Origin of the sequence: Microbacterium sp. (assembly GCF_044508325.1) — a bacterium.
Classification (GTDB): Bacteria; Actinomycetota; Actinomycetes; order Actinomycetales; family Microbacteriaceae; genus Microbacterium.
Genome location: NZ_JBIQHX010000033.1, coordinates 1 through 21,581, shown reverse-complemented (window position 1 = coordinate 21,581; position 21,581 = coordinate 1). Strand labels below are relative to the sequence as shown.

At 69.1% G+C, this 21,581-nt stretch carries 19 protein-coding genes and 1 pseudogene; 19 read left to right on the top strand and 1 reads right to left on the bottom strand.

Features of this window, described 5'->3' with window-relative positions:
- The first annotated feature begins 69 nt into the window (after positions 1–69).
- Both ACIWQI_RS15550 and leuD read left to right on the top strand, forming a co-directional pair.
- Complete coding sequence (locus ACIWQI_RS15550; RefSeq protein WP_396658800.1) at positions 70–720, top strand: GntR family transcriptional regulator; 651 nt, start codon at positions 70–72, stop codon at positions 718–720.
- Positions 721–740: 20 nt separating this feature from the next.
- Positions 741–1,334 carry a 3-isopropylmalate dehydratase small subunit gene (gene leuD, locus ACIWQI_RS15545; protein WP_396658798.1) on the top strand — a complete coding sequence of 198 codons (594 nt, stop codon included), beginning with the start codon at positions 741–743 and terminating at the stop codon, positions 1,332–1,334.
- Here the strand turns inward: leuD and ACIWQI_RS15540 are convergent.
- Entirely contained in the window at positions 1,312–2,211 is a 900-nt protein-coding gene (locus ACIWQI_RS15540; protein ID WP_396658797.1) for a hydroxymethylglutaryl-CoA lyase, read from the bottom strand. The genes leuD and ACIWQI_RS15540 overlap by 23 nt on opposite strands.
- A gap of 221 nt (positions 2,212–2,432) precedes the next feature.
- Between ACIWQI_RS15540 and ACIWQI_RS15535 the strand changes: the two genes are divergently transcribed.
- The 17 genes and pseudogenes from ACIWQI_RS15535 to ACIWQI_RS15455 form a co-directional block, all read left to right on the top strand.
- Complete coding sequence (locus tag ACIWQI_RS15535) at positions 2,433–3,608, top strand: CaiB/BaiF CoA transferase family protein (protein ID WP_396658796.1); 1,176 nt, start codon at positions 2,433–2,435, stop codon at positions 3,606–3,608.
- Between the two features lie 14 nt (positions 3,609–3,622).
- Positions 3,623–5,683 carry a hydantoinase/oxoprolinase family protein gene (locus tag ACIWQI_RS15530; protein ID WP_396658795.1) on the top strand — a complete coding sequence of 687 codons (2,061 nt, stop codon included), beginning with the start codon at positions 3,623–3,625 and terminating at the stop codon, positions 5,681–5,683.
- Positions 5,684–5,688: 5 nt separating this feature from the next.
- The gene (locus ACIWQI_RS15525) at positions 5,689–7,560 is read left to right on the top strand and encodes a hydantoinase B/oxoprolinase family protein (protein ID WP_396658794.1); all 1,872 of its coding nucleotides are present in this window, start codon (positions 5,689–5,691) and stop codon (positions 7,558–7,560) included.
- The gene (locus ACIWQI_RS15520; protein ID WP_396658792.1) at positions 7,557–8,207 is read left to right on the top strand and encodes an isochorismatase family protein; all 651 of its coding nucleotides are present in this window, start codon (positions 7,557–7,559) and stop codon (positions 8,205–8,207) included. The genes ACIWQI_RS15525 and ACIWQI_RS15520 overlap by 4 nt, the downstream gene beginning before the upstream one ends.
- Positions 8,207–9,199, top strand: a complete 993-nt coding sequence (locus ACIWQI_RS15515; RefSeq protein WP_396658790.1) for an ABC transporter permease — start codon at positions 8,207–8,209, stop codon at positions 9,197–9,199. The genes ACIWQI_RS15520 and ACIWQI_RS15515 overlap by 1 nt, the downstream gene beginning before the upstream one ends.
- Before the next feature lie 83 nt (positions 9,200–9,282).
- A complete protein-coding gene (locus ACIWQI_RS15510; protein ID WP_396658789.1) occupies positions 9,283–10,449 on the top strand; it encodes a sugar ABC transporter substrate-binding protein in 1,167 nt (388 codons plus the stop codon).
- A 51-nt stretch (positions 10,450–10,500) separates the two neighbouring features.
- The gene (locus tag ACIWQI_RS15505) at positions 10,501–12,024 is read left to right on the top strand and encodes a sugar ABC transporter ATP-binding protein (protein ID WP_396658788.1); all 1,524 of its coding nucleotides are present in this window, start codon (positions 10,501–10,503) and stop codon (positions 12,022–12,024) included.
- Complete coding sequence (gene leuC, locus ACIWQI_RS15500; protein ID WP_396658787.1) at positions 12,021–13,430, top strand: 3-isopropylmalate dehydratase large subunit; 1,410 nt, start codon at positions 12,021–12,023, stop codon at positions 13,428–13,430. The genes ACIWQI_RS15505 and leuC overlap by 4 nt, the downstream gene beginning before the upstream one ends.
- Positions 13,431–13,504: 74 nt before the next feature.
- Complete coding sequence (locus tag ACIWQI_RS15495) at positions 13,505–14,542, top strand: alcohol dehydrogenase catalytic domain-containing protein (protein WP_396658785.1); 1,038 nt, start codon at positions 13,505–13,507, stop codon at positions 14,540–14,542.
- Positions 14,543–14,577: 35 nt separating this feature from the next.
- Complete coding sequence (locus ACIWQI_RS15490) at positions 14,578–15,468, top strand: oxaloacetate decarboxylase (protein ID WP_396658783.1); 891 nt, start codon at positions 14,578–14,580, stop codon at positions 15,466–15,468.
- Positions 15,469–15,562: 94 nt separating this feature from the next.
- Positions 15,563–16,024: an NUDIX domain-containing protein gene (locus tag ACIWQI_RS15485; RefSeq protein WP_396658782.1), complete on the top strand. Its 462-nt coding sequence runs from the start codon at positions 15,563–15,565 to the stop codon at positions 16,022–16,024.
- Positions 16,025–16,075: 51 nt separating this feature from the next.
- Complete coding sequence (locus ACIWQI_RS15480; RefSeq protein WP_396658780.1) at positions 16,076–16,447, top strand: VOC family protein; 372 nt, start codon at positions 16,076–16,078, stop codon at positions 16,445–16,447.
- 110 nt (positions 16,448–16,557) lie between these two features.
- Positions 16,558–17,208 carry a GntR family transcriptional regulator gene (locus tag ACIWQI_RS15475; RefSeq protein ID WP_396658779.1) on the top strand — a complete coding sequence of 217 codons (651 nt, stop codon included), beginning with the start codon at positions 16,558–16,560 and terminating at the stop codon, positions 17,206–17,208.
- On the top strand, positions 17,205–18,731 hold the full coding sequence (locus ACIWQI_RS15470; RefSeq protein WP_396658777.1) for an MmgE/PrpD family protein: 1,527 nt from the start codon (positions 17,205–17,207) through the stop codon (positions 18,729–18,731). The genes ACIWQI_RS15475 and ACIWQI_RS15470 overlap by 4 nt, the downstream gene beginning before the upstream one ends.
- 40 nt (positions 18,732–18,771) lie before the next feature.
- Positions 18,772–19,674: a methylisocitrate lyase gene (gene prpB / locus ACIWQI_RS15465; RefSeq protein ID WP_396658775.1), complete on the top strand. Its 903-nt coding sequence runs from the start codon at positions 18,772–18,774 to the stop codon at positions 19,672–19,674.
- A gap of 1 nt (position 19,675) precedes the next feature.
- Positions 19,676–20,866 (top strand): bifunctional 2-methylcitrate synthase/citrate synthase, encoded by a 1,191-nt coding sequence (locus ACIWQI_RS15460; protein WP_396658773.1) that lies wholly within the window; start codon positions 19,676–19,678, stop codon positions 20,864–20,866.
- Positions 20,867–21,093: 227 nt separating this feature from the next.
- Positions 21,094–21,581: pseudogene (locus ACIWQI_RS15455) on the top strand (NAD(P)(+) transhydrogenase (Re/Si-specific) subunit alpha); the annotation flags it as partial.

The following is a 21,581-nucleotide window of genomic DNA, read 5'->3' as shown; positions in this document are numbered from 1 at the left end:
GCCGAAAGCGCCGACGTTCGCGGTGATCTGTGACACAATGCGATTCATCTGTATGCAACAGGGGGTGACATGGCTCAGTTCGAGGACGCCGTCGACCGCCTGCGCGCGTGGATCCTGAGCGGCCGATACGAGCCGGGCGTCAAGCTGGGTGCGGCCGAGGTCGCACAAGAGCTCGGCATGTCGCGCACTCCCGTGCGCGAAGCGTTCCGCACGCTGTCGATGGAGGGGCTGATCGAGCTGTCGGCCAACCGCGGCGCCCGCGTCGCGATCTGGGCGGACGACGATCTGGACTCCGTGTTCGAGACGCGCGTCGCCCTGGAGGGGACGGCGAGCCGCATCGCCGCCCATCGCATCACCCTCACCCAGACCGACGAACTCGAAGAGCTCGCGCGGCACATCCTCCGCCTCACTCACGAGGACTCGGCGCGGAACCTGTCCGAGATCCAGCAGCTCAACAGCGACTTCCACAATCTCATCGTCGACGTCGCCGCCAGCGACACACTCACCACGGCAATGTCGGGCGTGGTCCACGCTGCGATCCTGACCCGCACACGGGAGTCCTACGACGAAGAAGCTCGCCTGCGCAGTGCGTATCACCACCTCGAGATCGTGGCGGCGCTGCGCGCCGGCGACGGACGGTGGGCTCAGAGCGTCATGACAAGTCATCTCCTCGCGGCGCGGGCGTCCCTGATCGGCCCGCGACGCGAGCTCGAACCCTGACCGGAACGAAGGATCCGTCGATGCGCGCACTCACCGTCTGCACCGGGGTGGCCATGCCGCTTCCGGTCTCCAATGTGGACACGGACCAGATCCTGCCGGCAGAGTTCCTCAAGCGGATCACCCGAACAGGGTATGAGGACGGACTGTTCGCCGCCTGGCGGGCCGACCCTGGGTTCGTCATGAACCGCCCGGAGTACGCTCACGCGCGCATCCTCGTGGCGGGGCCCGATTTCGGAACCGGCTCATCCCGCGAGCACGCGGTCTGGGCGCTCCAGGATCGAGGCTTCCAGGTCGTGATCTCCTCGCGCTTCGGCGACATCTTCCGCGCGAATGCAGGCAAGGCCGGCCTCTTGGCGGCGCGTGTCGGGACCGACGAGCTGGATGCGCTGCTCGCGCACCTGCAGGAGCGTCCCGGCTCAGTGCTGACGGTCGACCTCGACGCACGCACGATCAGCGGTGACGGGATCGCGGCGAGCGGCTTCGAGATCGACGACTACACGCGGTGGCGCCTCCTGAATGGCCTGGACGACATCGCGATCACACTGCAGTCCGCCGACGCCGTCGCGGCGCACGAGGCGACCCGGCCGAGCTTCACTCCGCGCGTCGGCGTGTAGCGGGAAAGCCACCTGCGCGCCCCAGCATCGCCTCCGGCTCGATGCCGAGCTGCTCGGTGACGAACGTGGTGGCCGAGATGACCGCCTCACGATCGATATCGGCTGTCCACCCGCTGCGCTCGAGCATGTAGAGCAGGTCTTCGGTCGCGATGTTCCCGGTGGCCGCCGGTGCGAAAGGGCATCCGCCGATTCCGCCGGTCGAGGCGTCGAGCGCCCGGACGCCGACTTCGAGGGCTGCGAGGGCGTTCGCGTATCCGGTGTTCCGGGTGTTGTGCAGATGGGCGCGCGTCGCATGCCCGCTCGCAGAGCGCACCACCTCGAAGCGTTCGCGGATGTCGCGGGGCACCGCCACGCCGATCGTGTCGGCGAGGGCGAGCTCGGCCAGCGGAAGGGGCGCGAGTGTCTCCGCGATCATGGCGATGCGCTCGACCGGAACCTCGCCTTCGAAGGGACAGCCGAAGGCCGCTCCGATGGTGACGGTGGTGGCGATGCCCGCGTCATGGAGCTGAGCCACCATGTCCGGCAGGCGGTCGAGCGTCTCGGCCAGCGTCGCGCCCTGATTGCGCTGCGAGAACTCGTCGGTGGCCACCACGACGATGTTCGCCTCGTCGACCGCGCAGTCGATCGCCCGTGTCGCGCCGCGGGGATTCATCACGAGGCCGCTGTAGCGCACCCCGCTCGCACGCGGGACGCCGGCCATGACCTCCTCGGCGCCCGCCATCTGCGGCACGCGGTCCGGCCGGGCGAAGCTCACCGCCTCGATCCGCGTGGCGCCGGCAGCGACGATCATCTCGATGTACCGGACGCGCGTGGCGGGGTCCAGCGCCCTGCGCTCGTTCTGAAGCCCGTCACGTGGCCCCACCTCGACGATTTCCATGCTTCTCCTCATCGTCGACCCAGTGCCATAAGTATGCATCATCACCGCAAGTGCATGCAGTATGGAAATCAAATCTCGACAAAGCGAGGGATTCCCGCTAGAACTGTATGCAATCGATTCGATGACGAACGAAGGTGTGTGCATCCATGGTGGCTGCGGAACATCCGAGCGACGCAGAGGCCTCGGCCGACGACGAGCGTGCGGAACTTCCTCTGGCTGACGTGCGAGTCCTCGAGATGGGGCAGCTGCTCGCCGGTCCGTTCTGCGGTCAGCTCCTCGGCGACTTCGGCGCGGATGTGATCAAGGTCGAGCAGCCCGACACGGGTGATCCGATCCGCGAATGGGGCCAGGCCAAGGCGGACGGGGCGTCCCTGTGGTGGCCCGTTCTCGGGCGGAACAAGCGCACGGTCACGCTTAATCTGCGCGATGCGCGCGGCCAGGACATCGCGCGCCGGCTCATCGCGGAGAGCGATGTGCTCGTCGAGAACTTCCGCCCCGGAACGCTGGAGCGCTGGGGGCTCTCGCCCGAAGCGCTATGGAAGATCAACCCCGGGCTGGTGGTAACCCGCGTCTCCGGCTACGGGCAGACCGGCCCGTACGCGGCGCGGGCAGGTTACGGCTCGATCGGCGAGGCCATGGGCGGCCTGCGCTACGTGACCGGCGATCCGTCGACGCCGCCGTCGCGCGCCGGCATCTCGATCGGCGATGAGCTGGCCGCGGTCTTCGCGTGCATCGGGACACTCGTCGCGCTGCATCATCGTGACCGGACCGGGCGGGGTCAGGTGGTCGACTCGGCGATCTACGAGGCCGTCCTCGGGATGATGGAGTCGCTCATCCCGGAATGGCAGATCGCCGGTTACGTGCGTGAGCGCACGGGAGCGACCCTTCCCGGTGTCGCACCCAGCAATGTCTACCCCACCCGGTCCGGCGCCATGGTGCTCGTCGCGGCGAACCAGGACTCCGTGTTCCGCCGCCTCGCGGCGGCGATGGGGCAGCCGGAACTGGCCGCGGATCCGCGCTTCAGCGACCACAACGCACGTGGCGCGCGCATGGAGGAGCTCGACGGCATCATCGCGGACTGGACACGGGGCTTTGAGACCGACGAGCTCCTGGAGACGCTGCACGAAGCGGGCATCCCGGCAGGTCTCATCTACACCGCACCCGACATGCTCGCCGACCCCCACTTCGCAGCGCGTCAGGCCATCGTGTCGGTGGCGTCCCGCACTCTCGGACGCGACATCGCCATGCAGAACGTGTTTCCGCGCCTGTCGTCGACGCCCGGGCGGGTGCGGCACGTGGGACGCGAGCGAGGCGAGGACAACCACTCCGTGTACCGCGGACTGCTCGGGCTGACAGCCGAGCAGATCGCGGAGCTCGAAGCAGACGGAATCATCTGAAAGAGAGGAAGCCAATGACCTATCGGGTCGGAGTCGACGTCGGGGGCACCTTCACCGACGTGCTGCTCATCAACGAGAACACAGGGGAGACGTGGCGATCGAAGGTCCCGTCCACTCCAGAGGACCAGTCGATCGGTGTGCTCTACGGCATCGAGAAGGCGTGCGAGATCGCCGGGGTTCCCCTGAACGACGTGTCGCACGTGCAGCACGGGACCACGGTGGCGACCAACGCGATCCTTGAGGGCAAGGGCGCCCAGGTGGGACTGATCACGACCGGTGGATTCCGGCAGGTGCTGCAGATCGCCCGCTCGTACGTGCCCGGCGGCCTGGCCGGCTGGATCATCTGGCCCAAGCCCGAGCCGCTGGCGAAGCTCGAGAACACGATCGAGGTGCGTGAGCGCATCTCGACCAAGGGCGAGATCGTCGATGAACTGGACGAGGCCGACGCGAGGGCGCAGATCGCGAAGCTGCGTGAGCGCGGTGTCGCGACGGTCTGTGTGAGCCTCATCAACTCCTTCGCGAACGACGCCCACGAACGGCGGCTCATCGAGATCCTCGCCGAGGAGATGCCCGGCGTCCCCGTCTCCATCTCCAGCCAGGTCCTCCCCGAGATGCGTGAGTACGAGCGGACGCTCACGACCGTCGCCAACGGCTACGTCCAGGTCCAGGTGGGCGACTACGTCCGCAACCTGGAGCGGAAGATCTCGGATGGCGGCGTGGACGGCGAACTCGCCGTGCTCCGCAGCGACGGTGGCCTCTCGGCTCCCATCGCCGCGGTGGAACGGCCCGTCTCTCTGCTCATGTCCGGACCCGCCGGAGGCGTCACCGGTGCGACCTGGGCGGCCCGCGCGGCCGGCCAGGGAGACTTCCTGGCCTTCGACATGGGGGGCACGTCGACGGACGTCGCCTTGGTGCGCGACTACAAGCCGCAGATCGCCAAGGACACGAAGGTCGGCGACCTCAGCATCCGCGTCAGCTCGGTCGACGTGCGGACGGTCGGCGCCGGCGGCGGATCGATCGCCCACGTCCCCGAGCTCACGCGGGCACTGCGGGTCGGCCCGCAGTCCGCCGGAGCCGTCCCGGGCCCTGCGGCCTACGACATGGGTGGAACGCTCCCGACCGTCACCGACGCGAACGTGGTCCTGGGCTACCTTCCTGCAGAGCTCGCCGGCGGCGAGATCCACATGAACGTCGAGGCGGCGCGCGCTGCGGTCGCGTCCATTCAGGAGGCGACGGGTCTCGACAGCGTCGAGGCCGTGGCAGAGGGCATCGTCGACATCGTCAACGAGAACATCCTCGGCGCCATCCGCCTGGTCTCGGTCCAGAAGGGGCACGATCCGCGAGACTTCGCACTTGTCGCATTCGGCGGCGCAGGACCGCTGCACGGCAACTCGATCGGGCGCCTGCTCGGGTCATGGCCGGTCATCATCCCCCCGTCGCCAGGTGTGCTCAACGCCTACGGCGACATCATGACCAGTCACCGCGAAGAGACGGGGCGGACGATCCTGCGCGAGATCGCTTCGATGACGTCCGCCGAGCTCGCCGAAGAGTTCGACCGGCTCGCCGACCTCACCCGTGAGCGGCTGGAGCGTCAGGGCATCGACGGCTCGGACCTGACCTTCTCCCACCGGGCGGATGTCCGCTACCACGGACAGGGCTTCGAGCTCACCGTCGATGTCGATCGCGCGGCCCTCGACAACGGGGGCGGCCTGGATGCCATCGCGGAGGCGTTCGACGCGGAGCACCAGCGGCTGTTCTCCTTCCTGCTCGACTCCGGTCACGAGATCGTCTCGCTGACCGTCGTGGCGTCCAGCCCGGTCACTGAGATCCCCATGATCGAGCTCGAATCGGGCAGCGGAGACCCTCGCGAAGCACTGCTGCGCACCAGCGAGATCTGGGTGGACGGCGGTCCACACACGGCGGGGGTGTACGACCGCGAGCGGCTGCGCGCGGGAGACGTGGTCACCGGCCCCGCGATCATCGTCGAGATGGACTCGACGGCTCTGATCCTGCCCGAACACGCTGCGACGGTCCACGTCAGCGGCGCCCTGCTCATCCAGCCCGTAAAGGAGTAGTCGTCATGGCGACGATCATCGAGACGAACACGACACCGCTCACCCCTGTCGACGTCGATGTGGTCACCCTCGACCTCATCGAGAACAGTCTGCGCAACGCCCGCTACGAGATGGACGAGGTGCTCTTCCGCACCGCCCTGTCGCCGGGGATCCGGGAGCAGCACGACGAGTTCCCGCTCATCGCAGACGCCAAGGGACGCATGGTGGTCGGGCAGTTCGGGCTCTCGGTGCCCGACCTGCTCGAGCACTTCCCCGGCACCATCGAAGAGGGCGACGTCCTGCTCACGAGCGACCCGTACAGCTGCGGCGCGGCCATCAGCCATGCGAACGACTGGCTGGTCGTCACCCCCATCTTCTTCGAGGGGCGGCTGGTCGGCTGGGCGGCGATGTTCGGCCACATGTCGGATGTCGGCGGGAAGTCTCCGTCGAGCATGCCCACGGACGCGAAGACGATCTACGAAGAGGGCATCGTCATCCCGCCGTTCAAGCTCTACAAGGCAGGAACGCTCAACACCGACGCCCTGAACATCATCATGAACCAGGTGCGTCAGCCGCAGTGGAACCGCGCTGACCTCAACGGGCTGGTGGCGGCCACGCGCATCGCCGGCAAACGTGTCCAGGAGATGTGCGCCCGCTTCGGCGTGGACACGTACACGTCGGGCCTGGACGCGCTCCTGGACCGCAACTACCGTGCGATGAAGACCCTGCTGTCGGTGCTCTTCGAGGACGGCGAGTCGATCTCGTTCACGGACTACATCGACGACGATGGCGTCGGCTACGGCCCGTTCGAACTCAAGCTCACCCTCACCCGCAATGGGGACAAGGTGCTGCTGGACTTCGAGGGATCGTCGCCGCAGGCCCCGGGCCCGATCAACTACTTCCTCAACGACAACCTGGTGCGGATGTTCTTCGGCATCTACGTCATCACGGTGGCGGATCCGCAGATTCTGTGGAACGACGGGTACTACCCGCTCATCGATGTCAACATCCCCGAGGCATCCTTCTGGAAGCCGAAGTTCCCCGCCGCCCTGAACGCGCGCAACCACGGCATCGGGCGCCTGTTCGACCTGTTCGGCGGACTGCTGGGGCAGAAGACGCCCGATCTGCTGAATGCGGCGGGCTTCTCATCCTCTCCGCACTTCATTTACTCCGGCGTGTACTCGGAGGGCGAGAAGAAGGGCGAGAACTTCCAGCTCTACTCGATCGGCTTCGGCGGGATCCCCGGTCGCCCCATCGGCGACGGCCCGGACGGACACTCGCTGTGGCCCTCGTTCATGAACATCCCGTGCGAGTATCTCGAGAGCTACTACCCCATGCGCATCGTCAAGTGGGAGACCATCGCCGACTCGGGCGGGGCGGGACTCCACCGCGGCGGTAACGGCGTCGAAGTGGTCTATCACTTCCTCGAAGATGGTCTGATCACGATCCACGATGATCGTTGGCTCACCTACCCGTGGGGCGTGAACGGAGGCAAGCCCGGCGCCCGGAGCCGGAAGTGGATCGATCGGCTGGACGGGACGGTGGAGACCCTGCCGAGCAAGGTGCACGACTTCCCGGTGCACGCCGGCGAGTACCTCCACTTCGGCACCTGGGGCGGTGGCGGATGGGGGGACCCGCTGCAGCGGGGTCCCGGCCTGGTCGCGCTCGAGGTGCAGCAGGGGCTGATCACACGTGACGGCGCGCAGGAGTACGGCGTCGTGCTCACGGATGGGGGCGAGGTCGACGAGAGCGCCACGGAGCAGCTGCGCGATCGGATCCGCGCGAACCGGCCGCCGCTGGAGACGTTCGATCGCGGCGGCGACATCGAGACGATCCTCGCGCGCGCCCTGGAGGAGACGGGCCTGCCGGCCCCCATGGCACCGCCTGTCGCATCATGACCGCCGACCGCCCTGGGCGCGACCGCGTCCTGTCGCAGGCCGAGGCCGGGTTCGAGAACCAGCTCGAGCCCGGTCGCCGGCCGGCGCTGCTCATGGTCGACCTCGTGCGGGCCTACTACGAGCCGGGCGCCCAGCTGTACATGGGCGAGACGGAGAGCCTCCGTGGCGCCGCGTCACTGCTGGCGGCAGGCCGCAGCGCCCGCGTCCCCGTCATCCACACCCGCGTGTCTTACTCAGCGGATGGCGCAGACGGAGGCTACTTCTTCCGCAAGGTGGGCGCGCTGCGGCACTTCGTCGGCGAGACTCCCCTCGGCGAGATCATGCCCGAGGTCACCCCGGAAGGCGACGAGGTCACGATCGTCAAGCAGTATGCGAGCGCATTCTTCGGCACGACGCTCGCCTCGACGTTGCGCGCTCTGGATGTGGACACCGTCCTCATCGCCGGCGTATCGACGAGCGGCTGCATCCGCGCCTCCGCGGTCGACGCGATCCAGAGCGGATTCATCCCGATCGTGGTCCGCGAGGCGGTGGGCGACCGGGACCCCGCCCCCCATGAGGCGAGTCTGTTCGACATCCAGGCGAAGTACGGCGAGGTCTACGCGCTCGCCGATGCGATCGCGTACCTCGAGCGCGTGAAGGAGGTGTGATGACCTCCGACATCCGGATCCCCACGCCGAGGTCGAGGTTCTCGCCGCTGGCTCTGCTGGAGAGGTACGGCGTCATCGTCGCGTGGATCGTCGTCATCCTCGTCTTCTCGATCCTCCGCCCCACGACCTTCCCCACCGCCGGCACCGTCTCGCTCATCCTGGGCACCCAGACCGTGATCCTGGTCGCGACGCTCGGACTGATGCTGACGCTGGCGGTCGGCGAGATCGACCTGTCCGTCGGCAGCGTCGTCGGTTTCGGGGCGAGTCTGGTCGTGGTCCTCAACGGCGTCGTCGGGATCAACGTCTGGCTCGCCGTGCTGCTCACGATCCTCGCCTGCGCCCTGTTCGGCCTCGTCAACGCCGTGCTGACGGTCATCGTCGGCGTGCAGTCGATCATCGTGACCCTGGCAAGCGGCACGCTGCTTGCCGGCATCACCCTCGCGGTCACCGGGTCCAAGGTCGTCACCGGTCTCGACTCGGTGCTGATCCAGCTCGTCTCCACGCGATGGCTCGGGATCCCCATCCCGTTCTACTTCGGTGTCGTCCTCACCGCCATCCTGTGGTTCGTGATGCAGCACACGCCCGTCGGCCGCCGCATGGCCTTCGTCAATGCGAACCGCGTGGTCGCCCGCCTCGCAGGCATCCGCGTCGACCGGATCCGGATGGGCGGGCTGGTGGCGACGTCGGTCTTCGCAGGCATCGCCGGCATCATCCTGGCGAGCCAGAATGGCGCCGCCAACCCGCAGGCCGGTGCCTATTACCTCCTGCCCGCGTTCGCGGGCGCGTTCCTCGGGTCGACCACCATCCGACCCGGGTCGTTCAATGCCGTCGGCACGTGGGTCGCCGTGTACTTCCTGATCACGGGCATCACCGGCCTGGTCTACATGGGCTTCGCCGGATGGCCGGAGCAGGTGTTCTACGGCGCGTCCCTGCTCGTCGCCGTCTCCCTGGGCATCCTCGCTCGCCGGCGTCGCCGCGAGGGCGTCACCTGACCGCCGGGACACCTCCCGGTTATCCGAAAACCGAACACCACCCTTCCGTCCGAGCGATCGGACATCACACGAGAGGCAAGATCATGATCACCCGCAGACTACGCCCGGTCGTCGGCATCGTCGCCGCGGCGGCGCTGGCCGTCGCCCTCGTCTCCTGCAGCGGAGACGGCGGAACGAGCCCCACCGAGCCCGGCGCCGACCCGAACACCGAGGTCGACGCCGCCGGTATCGCAACCGCACAGGCTGAGCTCGACAAGTATCGCCAGCCCCCGACATGGCAGGGTCCGTCCGAGCCGGTCAGCACCGAAGGGCTCGAGGGCAAGCGCGTCACGTACATCAACGTGTCCAGCGGCATCCCGGTCCTCAAGTACTGGGCGGACGAGCTGAAGGCGATCCTGGCCGATCAGGCCGGCGTCATCCTCGAGGAGGTTGACGCGAAGGGATCCGTCGACGAGGCGAACCGCGGCTTCCAGCACGCCATCGCGAGCGGATCGGATGTCGTCGTGCTCGTCGCGCTGTTCCCGGAGCTGTTCCAGCAGCAGTTCGCAGAGGCGCAGGCCGCAGGCATCAAGGTCATCACCGCGCAGTCCGGCGTACCGGGCAACGTGTCCGCGGGGCAGGATGCCGAAGTCTCGTTCGACTACGTGAAGGTCGGCGAGCTCATCGCCGACTGGTTCATCGTCGACTCGGAGGGCACGGGCAAGGCCACGCTGATCTCGTCCGACGACGTGCCGGCGTCGCAGCCGCAGGTCCAGGCGACCCTCGACCGCGTCGCCGAGCTGTGCCCCACCTGCGATGTCAAGGTCGAGGACATCCAGATCCCGCAGTGGGAGACCTCGGTCGCCACGCTCGTGCAGTCCACGATCAACACCGATCCGGAGCGCACCTACTTCCTGCCACTGTACGACGGGCAGGGACTGTCGGGGATCGGTGCCATTCGAGCTGCCGGCGCCGGCGACCGCGTGACCATGGGTGCGTTCAACGCGACCCCCGGCATCGTCGAGATGCTTCTGGACCCCACGAGCGGACTGGGGCTGGACATGGGCGGTCACAACGAGTGGTGGGCATACGCCATGGCGGACCAGATCTTCCGGGTGCTGACCGACACCCCTCCGATCGAGAACTACAACGTCGGGCTGCGAATCTTCGACCGTGACAACGCGGGTGAGCTCATCGTCGGCGACGACGAGTTCGCGTGGTACGAGTTCGACGGCTACAAGGACGAGTTCCTGGCCCTCTGGGGCAACTGATCGCGCTCCGGGGCCCGGCCGCACCGGCCGGGCCCCGGATCGAGGAGGATCATGACGGCAACTGCGACGGCAACAGGGCTTCGCGCGAGCGACGTGTCGAAGACCTTCGGGGCCACGCGCGTCCTCAAGGACGTCTCGGTGTCGATCGCGCCTGGCGAGATCGTCGCGATGATCGGCGAGAACGGCAGCGGCAAATCGACCTTCATCAAGGTGCTCTCGGGGTTCCACGAGCCCGACCGCGGCGCCACCGTCGAGATGGGTGGCGTCGACATCACCGGCGACCTCCAGGACGGTCCCGAGCGCACCGGCATGGGGTTCATCCATCAGGACCTGGCACTCGTGCCGTCGATGACGATCCTGGAGAACCTCCGGATAGGTCGCTTCGAGACCGGGGCTCTCGGGCGCATCCGCTGGCGACGGGAGGCGGACACGGTCCGTGACCTCCTCGCGCGTGTGGGCCTCGACGTCGATCCGTCGACGGCCGTCGGCAATCTCAGCGTCACCGACCAGGCGCTCGTGGCGATCGCGCGCGGACTGGCCGAGATCGAGCGGGCCGACCACCTCGACGCCCGCCTGCTGGTGCTCGACGAACCCACGGCCTACCTTCCCGCAAGCGGCGTGGAGCGACTGTTCCGCGCGGTTGCCCAGCTCGCGAGCGAGGGGGTCGGCATCCTCTTCGTCTCCCATCGACTGGACGAGGTCCTCAGCTACTGCTCCCGCGTCGTCGTGCTCCGGGGCGGGGTGCTCGTCGCGGACGAGCCCACCGCGGGGCGGACCGAGCGCGACCTCGTCACGCTCATGCTCGGACGCGCGCCGGAGGACCTCTACCCGGAATATCGCCTGGACGGTGGGGCGCCTGTGCTGCACGCGTCAGGACTGTCCGGTGGCCTCGTCGAGCAGGTCGACGTCGACGGTGCGGCCGGGGAGATCATCGGGTTCGTCGGCCTTCCGGGCAGCGGCTACGAAGACGTCCCCTACCTGCTGGCGGGAACGCTCCCCGCGACCGCCGGCCGGGTCCGCGTCGGCGACGCCGAGCTGGATGCCACCCGGCTCACACCCGAACGTGCCATCCAGGCGGGCGTCACGCTGCTGCCGGCGGACCGCAAGAGTGCGAGCGGGGCACAGAGCCTGTCGGTCTCCGACAACATCACGATCCCGACCCTCTCGCGCTTCGTGCGGAGAGGGGTGCTCTCCCACGCCCGCGAGCGCCGCACCGTGGACGAGCAGGTCTCGCGCTTCCGGATCCAGCTGCCCAGCACCGACTCGGCCTTGGAGGCGCTCAGCGGCGGAAATCAGCAGAAGGCGCTGCTCGCGAAGTGGGTCATCTCACAGCCGAGGGTGTTCGCCCTGCACGAGCCGACGCAGGGCGTGGATGTCGGCGCGAAGCGCGACGTGTTCCGCCACCTCGCCGAACTCGCGGCGGGGGGCACGCTGCTGGTGATCTCGAGCGTCGAGTACGAGGACCTCGCCAACCTGTGCACCCGCGTGCACGTCATGCGACGGGGCCGCGTCATCCGCACGATCGAGCGGCATGAGCTGTCCGCGCACGAGCTCGCCGTGGCGGTGCACTCATGACCGCACGCACGATGCTCGACAAGATCTGGGACGCCCACGCCATCGCCCGCGAGGGAAAGCCCGATCTCCTCTACATCGACCTGCAGTTCCTGCACGAGGTGTCCAGTCCGCAGGCCTTCGACGGGCTGCGGCTGTCCGGCCGCCGGGTGCGGCGCCCCGACCTCACGATCGCCGTCGAGGACCACAACGTGCCGACCGACACCGTCACCATCCACGATCCCGTCGGTCGGGCGCAGGTGGAGGCGCTGCGACGCAACTGCGAAGAGTTCGGCATCACGCTGCACCGCCTCGGCGAACCGGGCCAGGGCATCGTCCACATCATCGGGCCCGAGACCGGTCTCACCCAGCCCGGCATGACGATCGTGTGCGGCGACAGCCACACCAGCACCCACGGTGCGCTCGGCGCCCTCGCATTCGGCATCGGCACGAGCGAGGTGGAGCACGTCCTGGCGACGCAGACACTGAGTCAGAACCGTCCGCGGACGATGTCGGTCACCGTCGACGGAAGACTGCCCGAGGGCGTATCGGCCAAGGATCTCGCCCTCCATCTGATCTCACGGGTCGGAACAGGCGGCGGGCAGGGACACATCGTCGAGTATCGCGGAGAGGCGGTTCGCAGCCTGTCGATCGAGGCCCGCATGACCCTGTGCAACATGTCGATCGAGTGGGGCGCGCGGGCCGGTCTCGTGGCACCGGATGAGGTGACCTTCGCCTACCTGCGCGATCGGCCTTACGCTCCCACCGGCGAGGCCTGGGACGCTGCAGTGCGCCATTGGGAGAGCCTGCGGACCGACGAAGGTGCGACCTTCGACGCGGAAGTGAACATCGACGCCGCCGACGTGGCCCCGTGGGTGACCTGGGGGACCAATCCCGGGCAGGGGGTCCCGCTGGACGGCCGGGTTCCCGAGGCGGAGTCCTTCGAGGGACAGGTCGAGCGGGACGCGGCCGCGCGGGCACTCGAGTACATGGGACTCGATCCCGGCACGCCGATGCGCGACATCCCGGTCGACACCGTCTTCCTCGGCTCCTGCACCAACGCGCGCATCGAGGACCTTCGCGCCGCCGCGGAGGTCCTGCGCGGCAGGCGCGTCGCCGACACCGTGACGCTTCTGGTCGTCCCCGGTTCGATGTCGGTCAAGGCACAGGCGGAGGCGGAGGGGCTCGACACGGTCTTCACGGCTGCCGGGGGCCAGTGGCGCTCGGCGGGCTGCTCGATGTGCGTCGGTCTCAACGCCGACGCGGCAAAGCCTGGCGAGCGGGTCGCATCCACCTCCAACCGCAACTTCGAGGGACGCCAGGGAGCCGGCGCACGCACCCACCTCGTCTCGCCGGCCGTCGCGGCGGCGACCGCCGTGCGGGGCACGATCTCGTCCCCCGCCGACCTGACACAGGGAGGGACGCGATGACCCGCACGATTCGTGGGGCGGTGCTCGAACGCATCGGAGATGCGCCTCCGTATGCGATATCCCGACCGATCCGGGTGACCGAGCTCGAGCTCGACGACCCGCAGCCGGGGGAGCTTCTCGTGCGGGTGGATGCGGCGAGCGTCTGCCACTCGGACCTCTCCGTCGTGTCAGGCGTCCGCCCGCGCCCGGTTCCGATGCTCCTCGGTCACGAGGCGGCGGGAACGATCGTCGAGGCGGGCGAGGGGACCTCCCTTCCGGTCGGGCAGCGCGTGGTGCTGACCTTCCTGCCCCGCTGCGGGGAGTGCGCCGCATGCCGCACGGGCGGGCGCGCGCCGTGCGAACCCGGCAGCGTCGCGAACGGCGCCGGCGTGCTGCTCGCCGGCGGCTCACGATTGCGCGGACCGCAGGGATCCGTGCACCATCACCTCGGAGTCTCCGGCTTCGCCGATCACGCCGTGGTGGATGAGCGGTCGGTCGTGCCCGTCGACCACGAGGTTCCGCCTGATGTCGCCGCGCTCCTGGGCTGCGCGGTGCTCACCGGGGGCGGCGCGGTGCTCAACTCCGCAGGACTCGAACCAGGCCAGTCCCTCGCGGTGGTCGGCCTGGGCGGCGTCGGGCTCTCGGCCGTGCTCACAGGCATGGCCCTGGGCGCGGGCAGCGTCACGGCGATCGACATCCAGCCCGGAAAGCTCGCCACTGCTCGCGAGCTGGGAGTCGACGCGGCGCTCACCCCACTCGAAGCGATCGAATCCGGTCTGCGTGCCGACATCCTCGTCGAGGCGGTCGGCCGCGCGTCCGCGCTCGAGCAGGCCATGACCCTCACGGCACCCGGCGGGCGCACGGTCACCGTGGGTCTCCCGGCCCCCACCGAACGCGCCGCGCTGTCGCCGGTCGAACTCGTCTCCAAGGGCGCGGCGGTCGTGGGCAGCTACCTCGGCGGCTCCGTCCCGCGCCGCGACATCCCCCGCTTCGTGGACCTCTGGCGCGCTGGCCGACTGCCCGTCGAGAAGCTGATGAGCGCTCGGATCGCCCTCGACGACATCAACGAGGCGATGGACGATCTCGCGGCGGGCAGGCAGATCCGCCAGCTCATCACCTTCGACCACCACTGACATCGGCTCCGGCCCGACTCGAAGAAAGTCCCCGAATGACGCACACCGACCACCTCCGCAGGCGCCTCGCATCCGGGAGTCCCCTCCTCGTTCCGGGCGGCGGGACGCCGCTGGAGGCGCTGCTCGCCCGGCAGGCGGGCTTCGACACCTTCTATGTGTCGGGATACGCCGCAGCCGCATGGAGGCACGGCCTTCCCGACATCGGGCTCCTCGGCATCCGGGACACCATCGATGCACTGGGCGCCGTCGCGAGAGTGACCGACGCGTCCCTCATCGTCGATGCCGACACCGGGTACGGCGACGTCATCGCCGTGAGTGCGAATGTGCGGGAGCTGGAATCGATCGGCGCTGCGGCGATCCAGATCGAGGACCAGGACTGGCCGAAGAAGTGCGGTCACATGGACGGGAAGACCGTGATCCCGCGCGACGACGCCGTGCGCAAGGTCGCCGCCGCGGTGGCGGCGCGCGAGAATCCGCAGACGCTGATCATCGCGCGCACCGACGCGCTGGCGCCGCTCGGCATCGACAGTGCGATCGACCGCGCCAAGGCGTTCGTCGATGCGGGTGCCGACATGACGTTCGTCGATGCGCCGCGCTCGCTGGATGACCTGCGGCGGATCGCGGCCGAGGTGCCGGGGCCTGCCATGGCGAACATGAGCGAAGGCGGCAAGACACCTCCCCTCGCGCTCGGCGAGCTCGGAGCACTCGGGTTCGACCTCGTCATCTACCCGACCTCGGCGCTGCGGATCGCATCCGCGGTGCTCGGCGCGTTCTTCCGGGAACTGCGCGAATCCGGGACCAGCAACCCGTGGCGCGACCGCATGCACGGACTCGACGAGCTCAACGAGGTCGTAGGGCTGAGTGCCTTCCTCGAAATCGATCGCCGGTTCGCCGACGGGGAGTATGCGCCGACATCGTCCTCGTAACCGAGTGCGGCTCCAGCAGCGGCTCGATTAGGCTGAGCGGCACGGCCGGCCGGATGGTGGGGCGGCGACCGCGCGCCCCACGGGAGGGATGCCGATGGCCCGCACGAGCGCAGGCATCCTGCTCCACCGTGCCGCGCCCGGCGGCACCGAGGTCCTCATCGCGCACATGGGCGGCCCGTTCTGGGCGCGCAAGGACGCCGGGGCATGGTCGATCCCCAAAGGCGAGTACGACCCCGCGACGGAGGACCCGCTGTCCGCCGCGCGCCGCGAGTTCCGTGAAGAGCTCGGCATCGACCCGCCGCCCGGCCCCTACCGCGAGCTCGGCACGTTCTCGTACTCGTCGGGCAAGCAGGTGACCGTGTTCGCAGCCGACGGCGCCGACTTCGAGGCATCCGGGCTCTCTTTCGGAGTCTTCGCCCTCGAGTGGCCGCCGCGGTCCGGGCGGATCCAGGAGTTCCCGGAGGTCGACCGCGTCGAATGGATGCCGGTCGATGCCGCGCGCGACAAGCTCGTCGCCGGTCAGCGACCGGCTCTGGACGGGCTGGGCATCGCCTGAGGATCCCGCGCACGCCTTGCCGGTGTCGGACGCGAGGACGAGACTGACGCCATGGCACACGGAGACATCACACACATCGATATTCCGGTCAGCGACCTCACCAAGGGCGCCGCCTTCTACTCCCGCCTGTTCGGCTGGCAGATCGCCGAGGTCCCCGGGTACGAGGGGTACCCGATGTGGCAGGCGCCCAACAAGATCTCGGGCGGCGGGCTCGCTCCCCGCAGCGCCGACTTCACTCAGCCGCGCTCCTATGTGGAGGTGGACTCCATCGACGACACCGTCGCCGAGGCGGTGGCCGCCGGGGGCGCGGTGGCGATGGAGAAGGCGCCGATCAGCGAGACGAGCTGGTGGGCGGTCATCACCGACCCCGACGGCAACGCCATCGGGCTGTACGAGGGCACCACCGACACCAGCGGCAGCTGACGCAGGTCGCGGGCGCCGCCGGGGCTTTTGTATACCCAGAGCGGCGCTCGACGCCGTCATTCGCACTCTCGTCGATCTTATGTATACGCTGATCGGCGGAAGGGGGCGAGATGCGAGCCAGCGACCGCGCGTACCGCACGCTTCTGGACGAGATCCAGTCCGGCGTGCTGCCGCCCGGCGCCGTGCTGGGCGAGGTCGAGCAGGCAGCGCGTCTGGGCGTCAGCCGGACGCCCCTGCGAGAGGCCATCGGCCGCCTCGCTGCCGCGGGGCTCGTCGTGCAGCAGTCGCCGCGGGTCACGGTGGTCAGCGACCTCGACGCGGACGACATCCGCGACCTGTTCACCCTGCGCCGCGCCCTCGAGGAGGCCGCCGCCCGCCTCTGCGCCGATCGCGCGCGCACCGATGCGCGCATCGCCGAGGTCTTCTCGTCCCTCGCCGGCCAGTTCGCCGGCACCGAGCCGTCGGCTGACGCCGACGCCTACTACGCGCTGATCGCCCGGTTCGACGCTGCGCTGGACGCATCCCTCTCCAACGACTACCTCACCGCCGCGCTGCGCACCGTCCGCACGCATCTGGTCCGCGTGCGCCGGCTGGCGCGGGATCAGCCGCAGCGGCTTGCGGCATCCGTCACCGAGCACAGGCTGATCGCCGAGGCGATCGCCGCGGGCGACTCGGACCTCGCCGCCCACGCCACACACGTCCACCTGCACAGCGCACTGCAGAGCGCGCTGGAGAGCATCAACGAACAGGGAGCAGCATGACCGTCACCCACCACCTCCGCGTCCACCGCAGCGAGGAGAACCTCCCGCGCGAAGGGCAGCTGGCCTGGCACATCGCCGAGGTCGCCGCCGACCCGGTCGAGGTCGAGCCCGAGGTCGTCGACATGATCGTGAACCGCATCATCGACAACGCCGCGGTGGCTGCGGCATCTCTCACCCGCGCGCCGGTGAGCGCGGCCCGGCAGCAGGCCCTCGACCACCCGGTGTCGGTGAGCGGCCGCGGCGCCACCGTCTTCGGATGCGCGCTGGATCGCCGTACGAGCCCGGAGTGGGCGGCGTGGGCGAACGGCGTCGCGGTGCGCGAGCTCGACTACCACGACACCTTCCTGGCTGCCGACTACTCGCACCCGGGCGACAACATCCCGCCGATCCTGGCGGTCGCCCAGCACGTGGGCGCCGACGGGCGGGCGCTGGTGCGCGGCATCGCCACCGGCTACGAGATCCAGATGGACCTCGTACGCGCGATCTGCCTGCACAAGCACAAGATCGACCACGTCGCCCATCTCGGACCGTCGGCCGCCGCCGGCATCGGCACGCTCCTGGGGCTCGACGTCGAGACCATCTATCAGGCCGTCGGTCAGGCGCTGCACACCACGACGGCGACCCGGCAGTCCCGCAAGGGCGAGATCTCCACCTGGAAGGCGCATGCGCCGGCGTTCGCGGGCAAGATGGCCGTCGAGGCGGTCGACCGCGCGATGCGCGGCGAGACCTCGCCGTCGCCGATCTACGAGGGCGAGGACGGCGTCATCGCGTGGATGCTCGACGGCCCGGACGCCACCTACGAGGTGCCGCTGCCGGGGCCGGGCGAGCCCAAGCGTGCGATCCTCGATTCGTACACCAAGGAGCATTCCGCCGAGTACCAGGCGCAGGCGCTCATCGATCTCGCGCGCCGCCTCCACGGCGAGCACCCCGAGGCGGCCGACCCGGCCAAGGTCGAGTCGATCGTGCTGCACACCAGCCACCACACGCACTATGTCATCGGCTCGGGGGCGAACGACCCGCAGAAGTACGACCCCACCGCCTCACGTGAGACGCTCGACCACTCGATCCCGTACATCTTCGCCGTGGCGCTGCAGGACGGGGCGTGGCACCACGTCGACTCGTACCTGCCCGAGCGCGCCGCGCGCGAGGACACGGTGGCGCTGTGGCAGAAGATCACCACGGCCGAAGACCCGGAGTGGACGCGCCGCTATCACTCCGAAGACCCCGGCGAGAAGGCGTTCGGCGGCCGCGTCGAGATCCGCCTCACCGACGGGACGGTCATCGAGGACGAGATCGCCGTCGCCGACGCCCACCCGCTGGGCGCCCGGCCGTTCGCGCGCGAGGACTACATCCGCAAGTTCCGGATGCTGGCCGAGCCGGTCCTGGAGCCGCAGGAGATCGAGCGCTTCCTCGAGCTCGTGCAGCGCCTCCCCGAGCTCTCCGCCGACGAGGTGGGCGAGCTCAGCATCGTCGCCCGGCACGGCGTGCTCGCCGGCGCCCCGGCGCCGAAGGGCCTGTTCTGATGTGCGTCGACAGGCTCAGCAGACGAGGAGGCGCGCACTGATGCTGTACTCCCAGGTCCCCGCCGCCGAGAAGCGGCGGCTGTTCCGGGAGCGGCTGGCCGGCGGCGAGCTGCTGCGGTTCCCGGGCGCGTTCAACCCGCTGTCGGCGCGGCTCATCCAGCGGAAGGGCTTCGAGGGCATCTACATCTCGGGGGCGGTTCTCTCGGCCGACCTCGGGCTTCCCGACATCGGCCTGACCACCCTCACCGAGGTCGCCGGACGCGGCCAGCAGATCGCCCGCATGACCGACCTGCCGGCAATCATCGACGCCGACACCGGGTTCGGCGAGCCGATGAACGTCGCCCGCACGATCCAGACGCTCGAGGACGCGGGCCTGGCCGGCACCCACATCGAGGACCAGATCAACCCGAAGCGGTGCGGTCACCTCGACGGCAAGCAGGTCGTCGACACCGACACCGCGATCAAGCGCATCCGTGCGGCGGCCGACGCACGGCGCGACCCGAACTTCCTCATCATGGCGCGCACCGACATCCGCGCGGTGGAGGGATTGGATGCCGCGACAGACCGTGCCAAGGCGCTCGTCGACGCGGGGGCCGACGCGATCTTCCCGGAGGCGATGCGCACGCTCGACGAGTTCGCCGCGATGCGGGCGGCCCTGGACGTCCCGATCCTGGCGAACATGACCGAGTTCGGGAAGTCCGATCTGTTCACCGTCGACCAGCTGCGCGACGTCGGAGTCAACATCGTGATCTGGCCGGTCTCGCTGCTGCGCATCGCGATGGGCGCGGCCGACCGCGCGCTCGACACGCTCATCGACGAAGGCGGCCTCACCTCGAAGCTCGGCGAGATGCAGCATCGCGCCGATCTCTATGACCTGGTGGACTACGAGCAGTACAACCACTTCGACACCTCCGTCTTCAACTTCACCATCACGAAGGAGTGACATGACCGACCCCGAGATCAAGAAGGGCCTCGCCGGCGTCACCGTCGATTACACGGCCGTCAGCAAGGTCAACCCCGAGACCAACTCGCTGCTGTATCGCGGCTACCCGGTGCAGGAGCTCGCGGCCACCCAGCCGTTCGAGGCGGTTGCGTACCTGCTCTGGCACGGCGAGCTGCCCACCGACCAGCAGCTGACCGACCTGCGCGCCGAGGAGCGTCGCCACCGTGCCCTCGAGCCTGACGTCAAGGCAGTCATCGACCTCGTACCGGCCGACGCGCACCCGATGGACGAGGTGCGCACCGCGGTGAGCCTGGTCGGAGCCCGGGATCTGGCGGGGATCGAATCGGTGCTGGATGCCGGCGGCACCCCCGAGGAGAATCTCGCCCGCAGCATCCGCCTGTTCGCGGCGCTGCCCGCGATCGTCGCGTACGGTCAGCGTCGCCGCCGCGGTCAGGAGATCGTCGCACCCCGCGACGACCTCGACTACGCCGCGAACTTCCTCTGGATGACCTTCGGCGAGGAGGCGGACCCGGTCGTGGTCGACGCGTTCAACCGGTCGATGATCCTCTACGCCGAGCACTCCTTCAACGCCTCGACGTTCACGGCACGGGTGGTCACGTCGACGCTGAGCGACCTCTACTCGGCGGTCGTCGCCGCGATCGGCGCCCTCAAGGGACCACTGCACGGCGGCGCCAACGAGGCTGTGCTGCACCTGTTCGACGAGATCGGCTCGGCCGACAACGTGGTGGCGTGGCTGGATGCGGCGCTCGCCGAGAAGCGGAAGATCATGGGCTTCGGCCACCGCGTGTACAAGCGCGGCGATTCGCGCGTGCCGACGATGAAGGCTGCGCTCGACACGCTCGTGGCGCACTACGACCGGCCGGATGTGCTCGCGCTCTACGACACGCTCGAGTCCGAGTTCGTGGCCCGGAAGGGCATCTACCCCAACCTCGACTACCCGTCGGGTCCCGCTTACAACCTGATCGGTTTCGACACGCTCACCTTCACGCCGCTGTTCGTGGCCTCGCGGGTGACGGGCTGGACCGCGCACATCATGGAGCAGATGGCGTCCAACGCGCTGATCCGCCCGCTGTCGGCCTACAACGGGCACGATGAGCGCCACGTCGACGGGTACGTGGCCGACACCGCCGCGATCAGCGTCGCCGAGCGGGCCGAGGAGGCCGTGGAGTGAGCCGCGCCGCCTGAGTCGCGTCTCGCCCGCCTGGCTTCTCCCTCCCCAGCACGCGCAGTCGGCGTGCGTGACGGCGGGCAGCTTCACACGATCGAAACTTCCGCAGTATCTTCGCGCCCCGGCCGGGAGACTTCGGGTCATGCGGCCGCAACCCCTGAATAGGATGAGCGGGTGGCCGGGCCCGACGGCGGTGCGCGGCATCCCCTCACCTTCCTGCGAGGAGCACTGTGTCAACGATAGGAATCGTCAGAGAGCGCGCGCCCGAGGCGCGCGTGGCCGCGACCCCCAAGACCGTCGCATCGATGCGCAAGCTCGGCTACGAGGTCGTCGTCGAGACCGGCGCGGGCGCGGCCGCTTCCTTCACCGACGATGCGTTCGCCGACGCGGGCGCCCAGATCGTCGACACGACCACCGCGTGGGCGAGCGACATCGTGCTGAAGATCAATCCGCCCACCGACGACGAGATCGCGCGCCTCAAGGACGGCGCGACGCTCGTCGCGCTGCTCTCTCCGGCACTGCGCCCCGACCTCGTCGAGGCGCTGAGCACCCGAGGGATCACGGCGCTCGCGCTGGACGCCGTGCCGCGCATCTCGCGCGCCCAGTCGATGGATGTGCTCAGCTCCATGGCGAACATCGCCGGCTATCGCGCCGTCGTGGAGGCCGCGCACGAGTTCGGCCGGTTCTTCACGGGGCAGGTGACCGCGGCCGGCAAGGT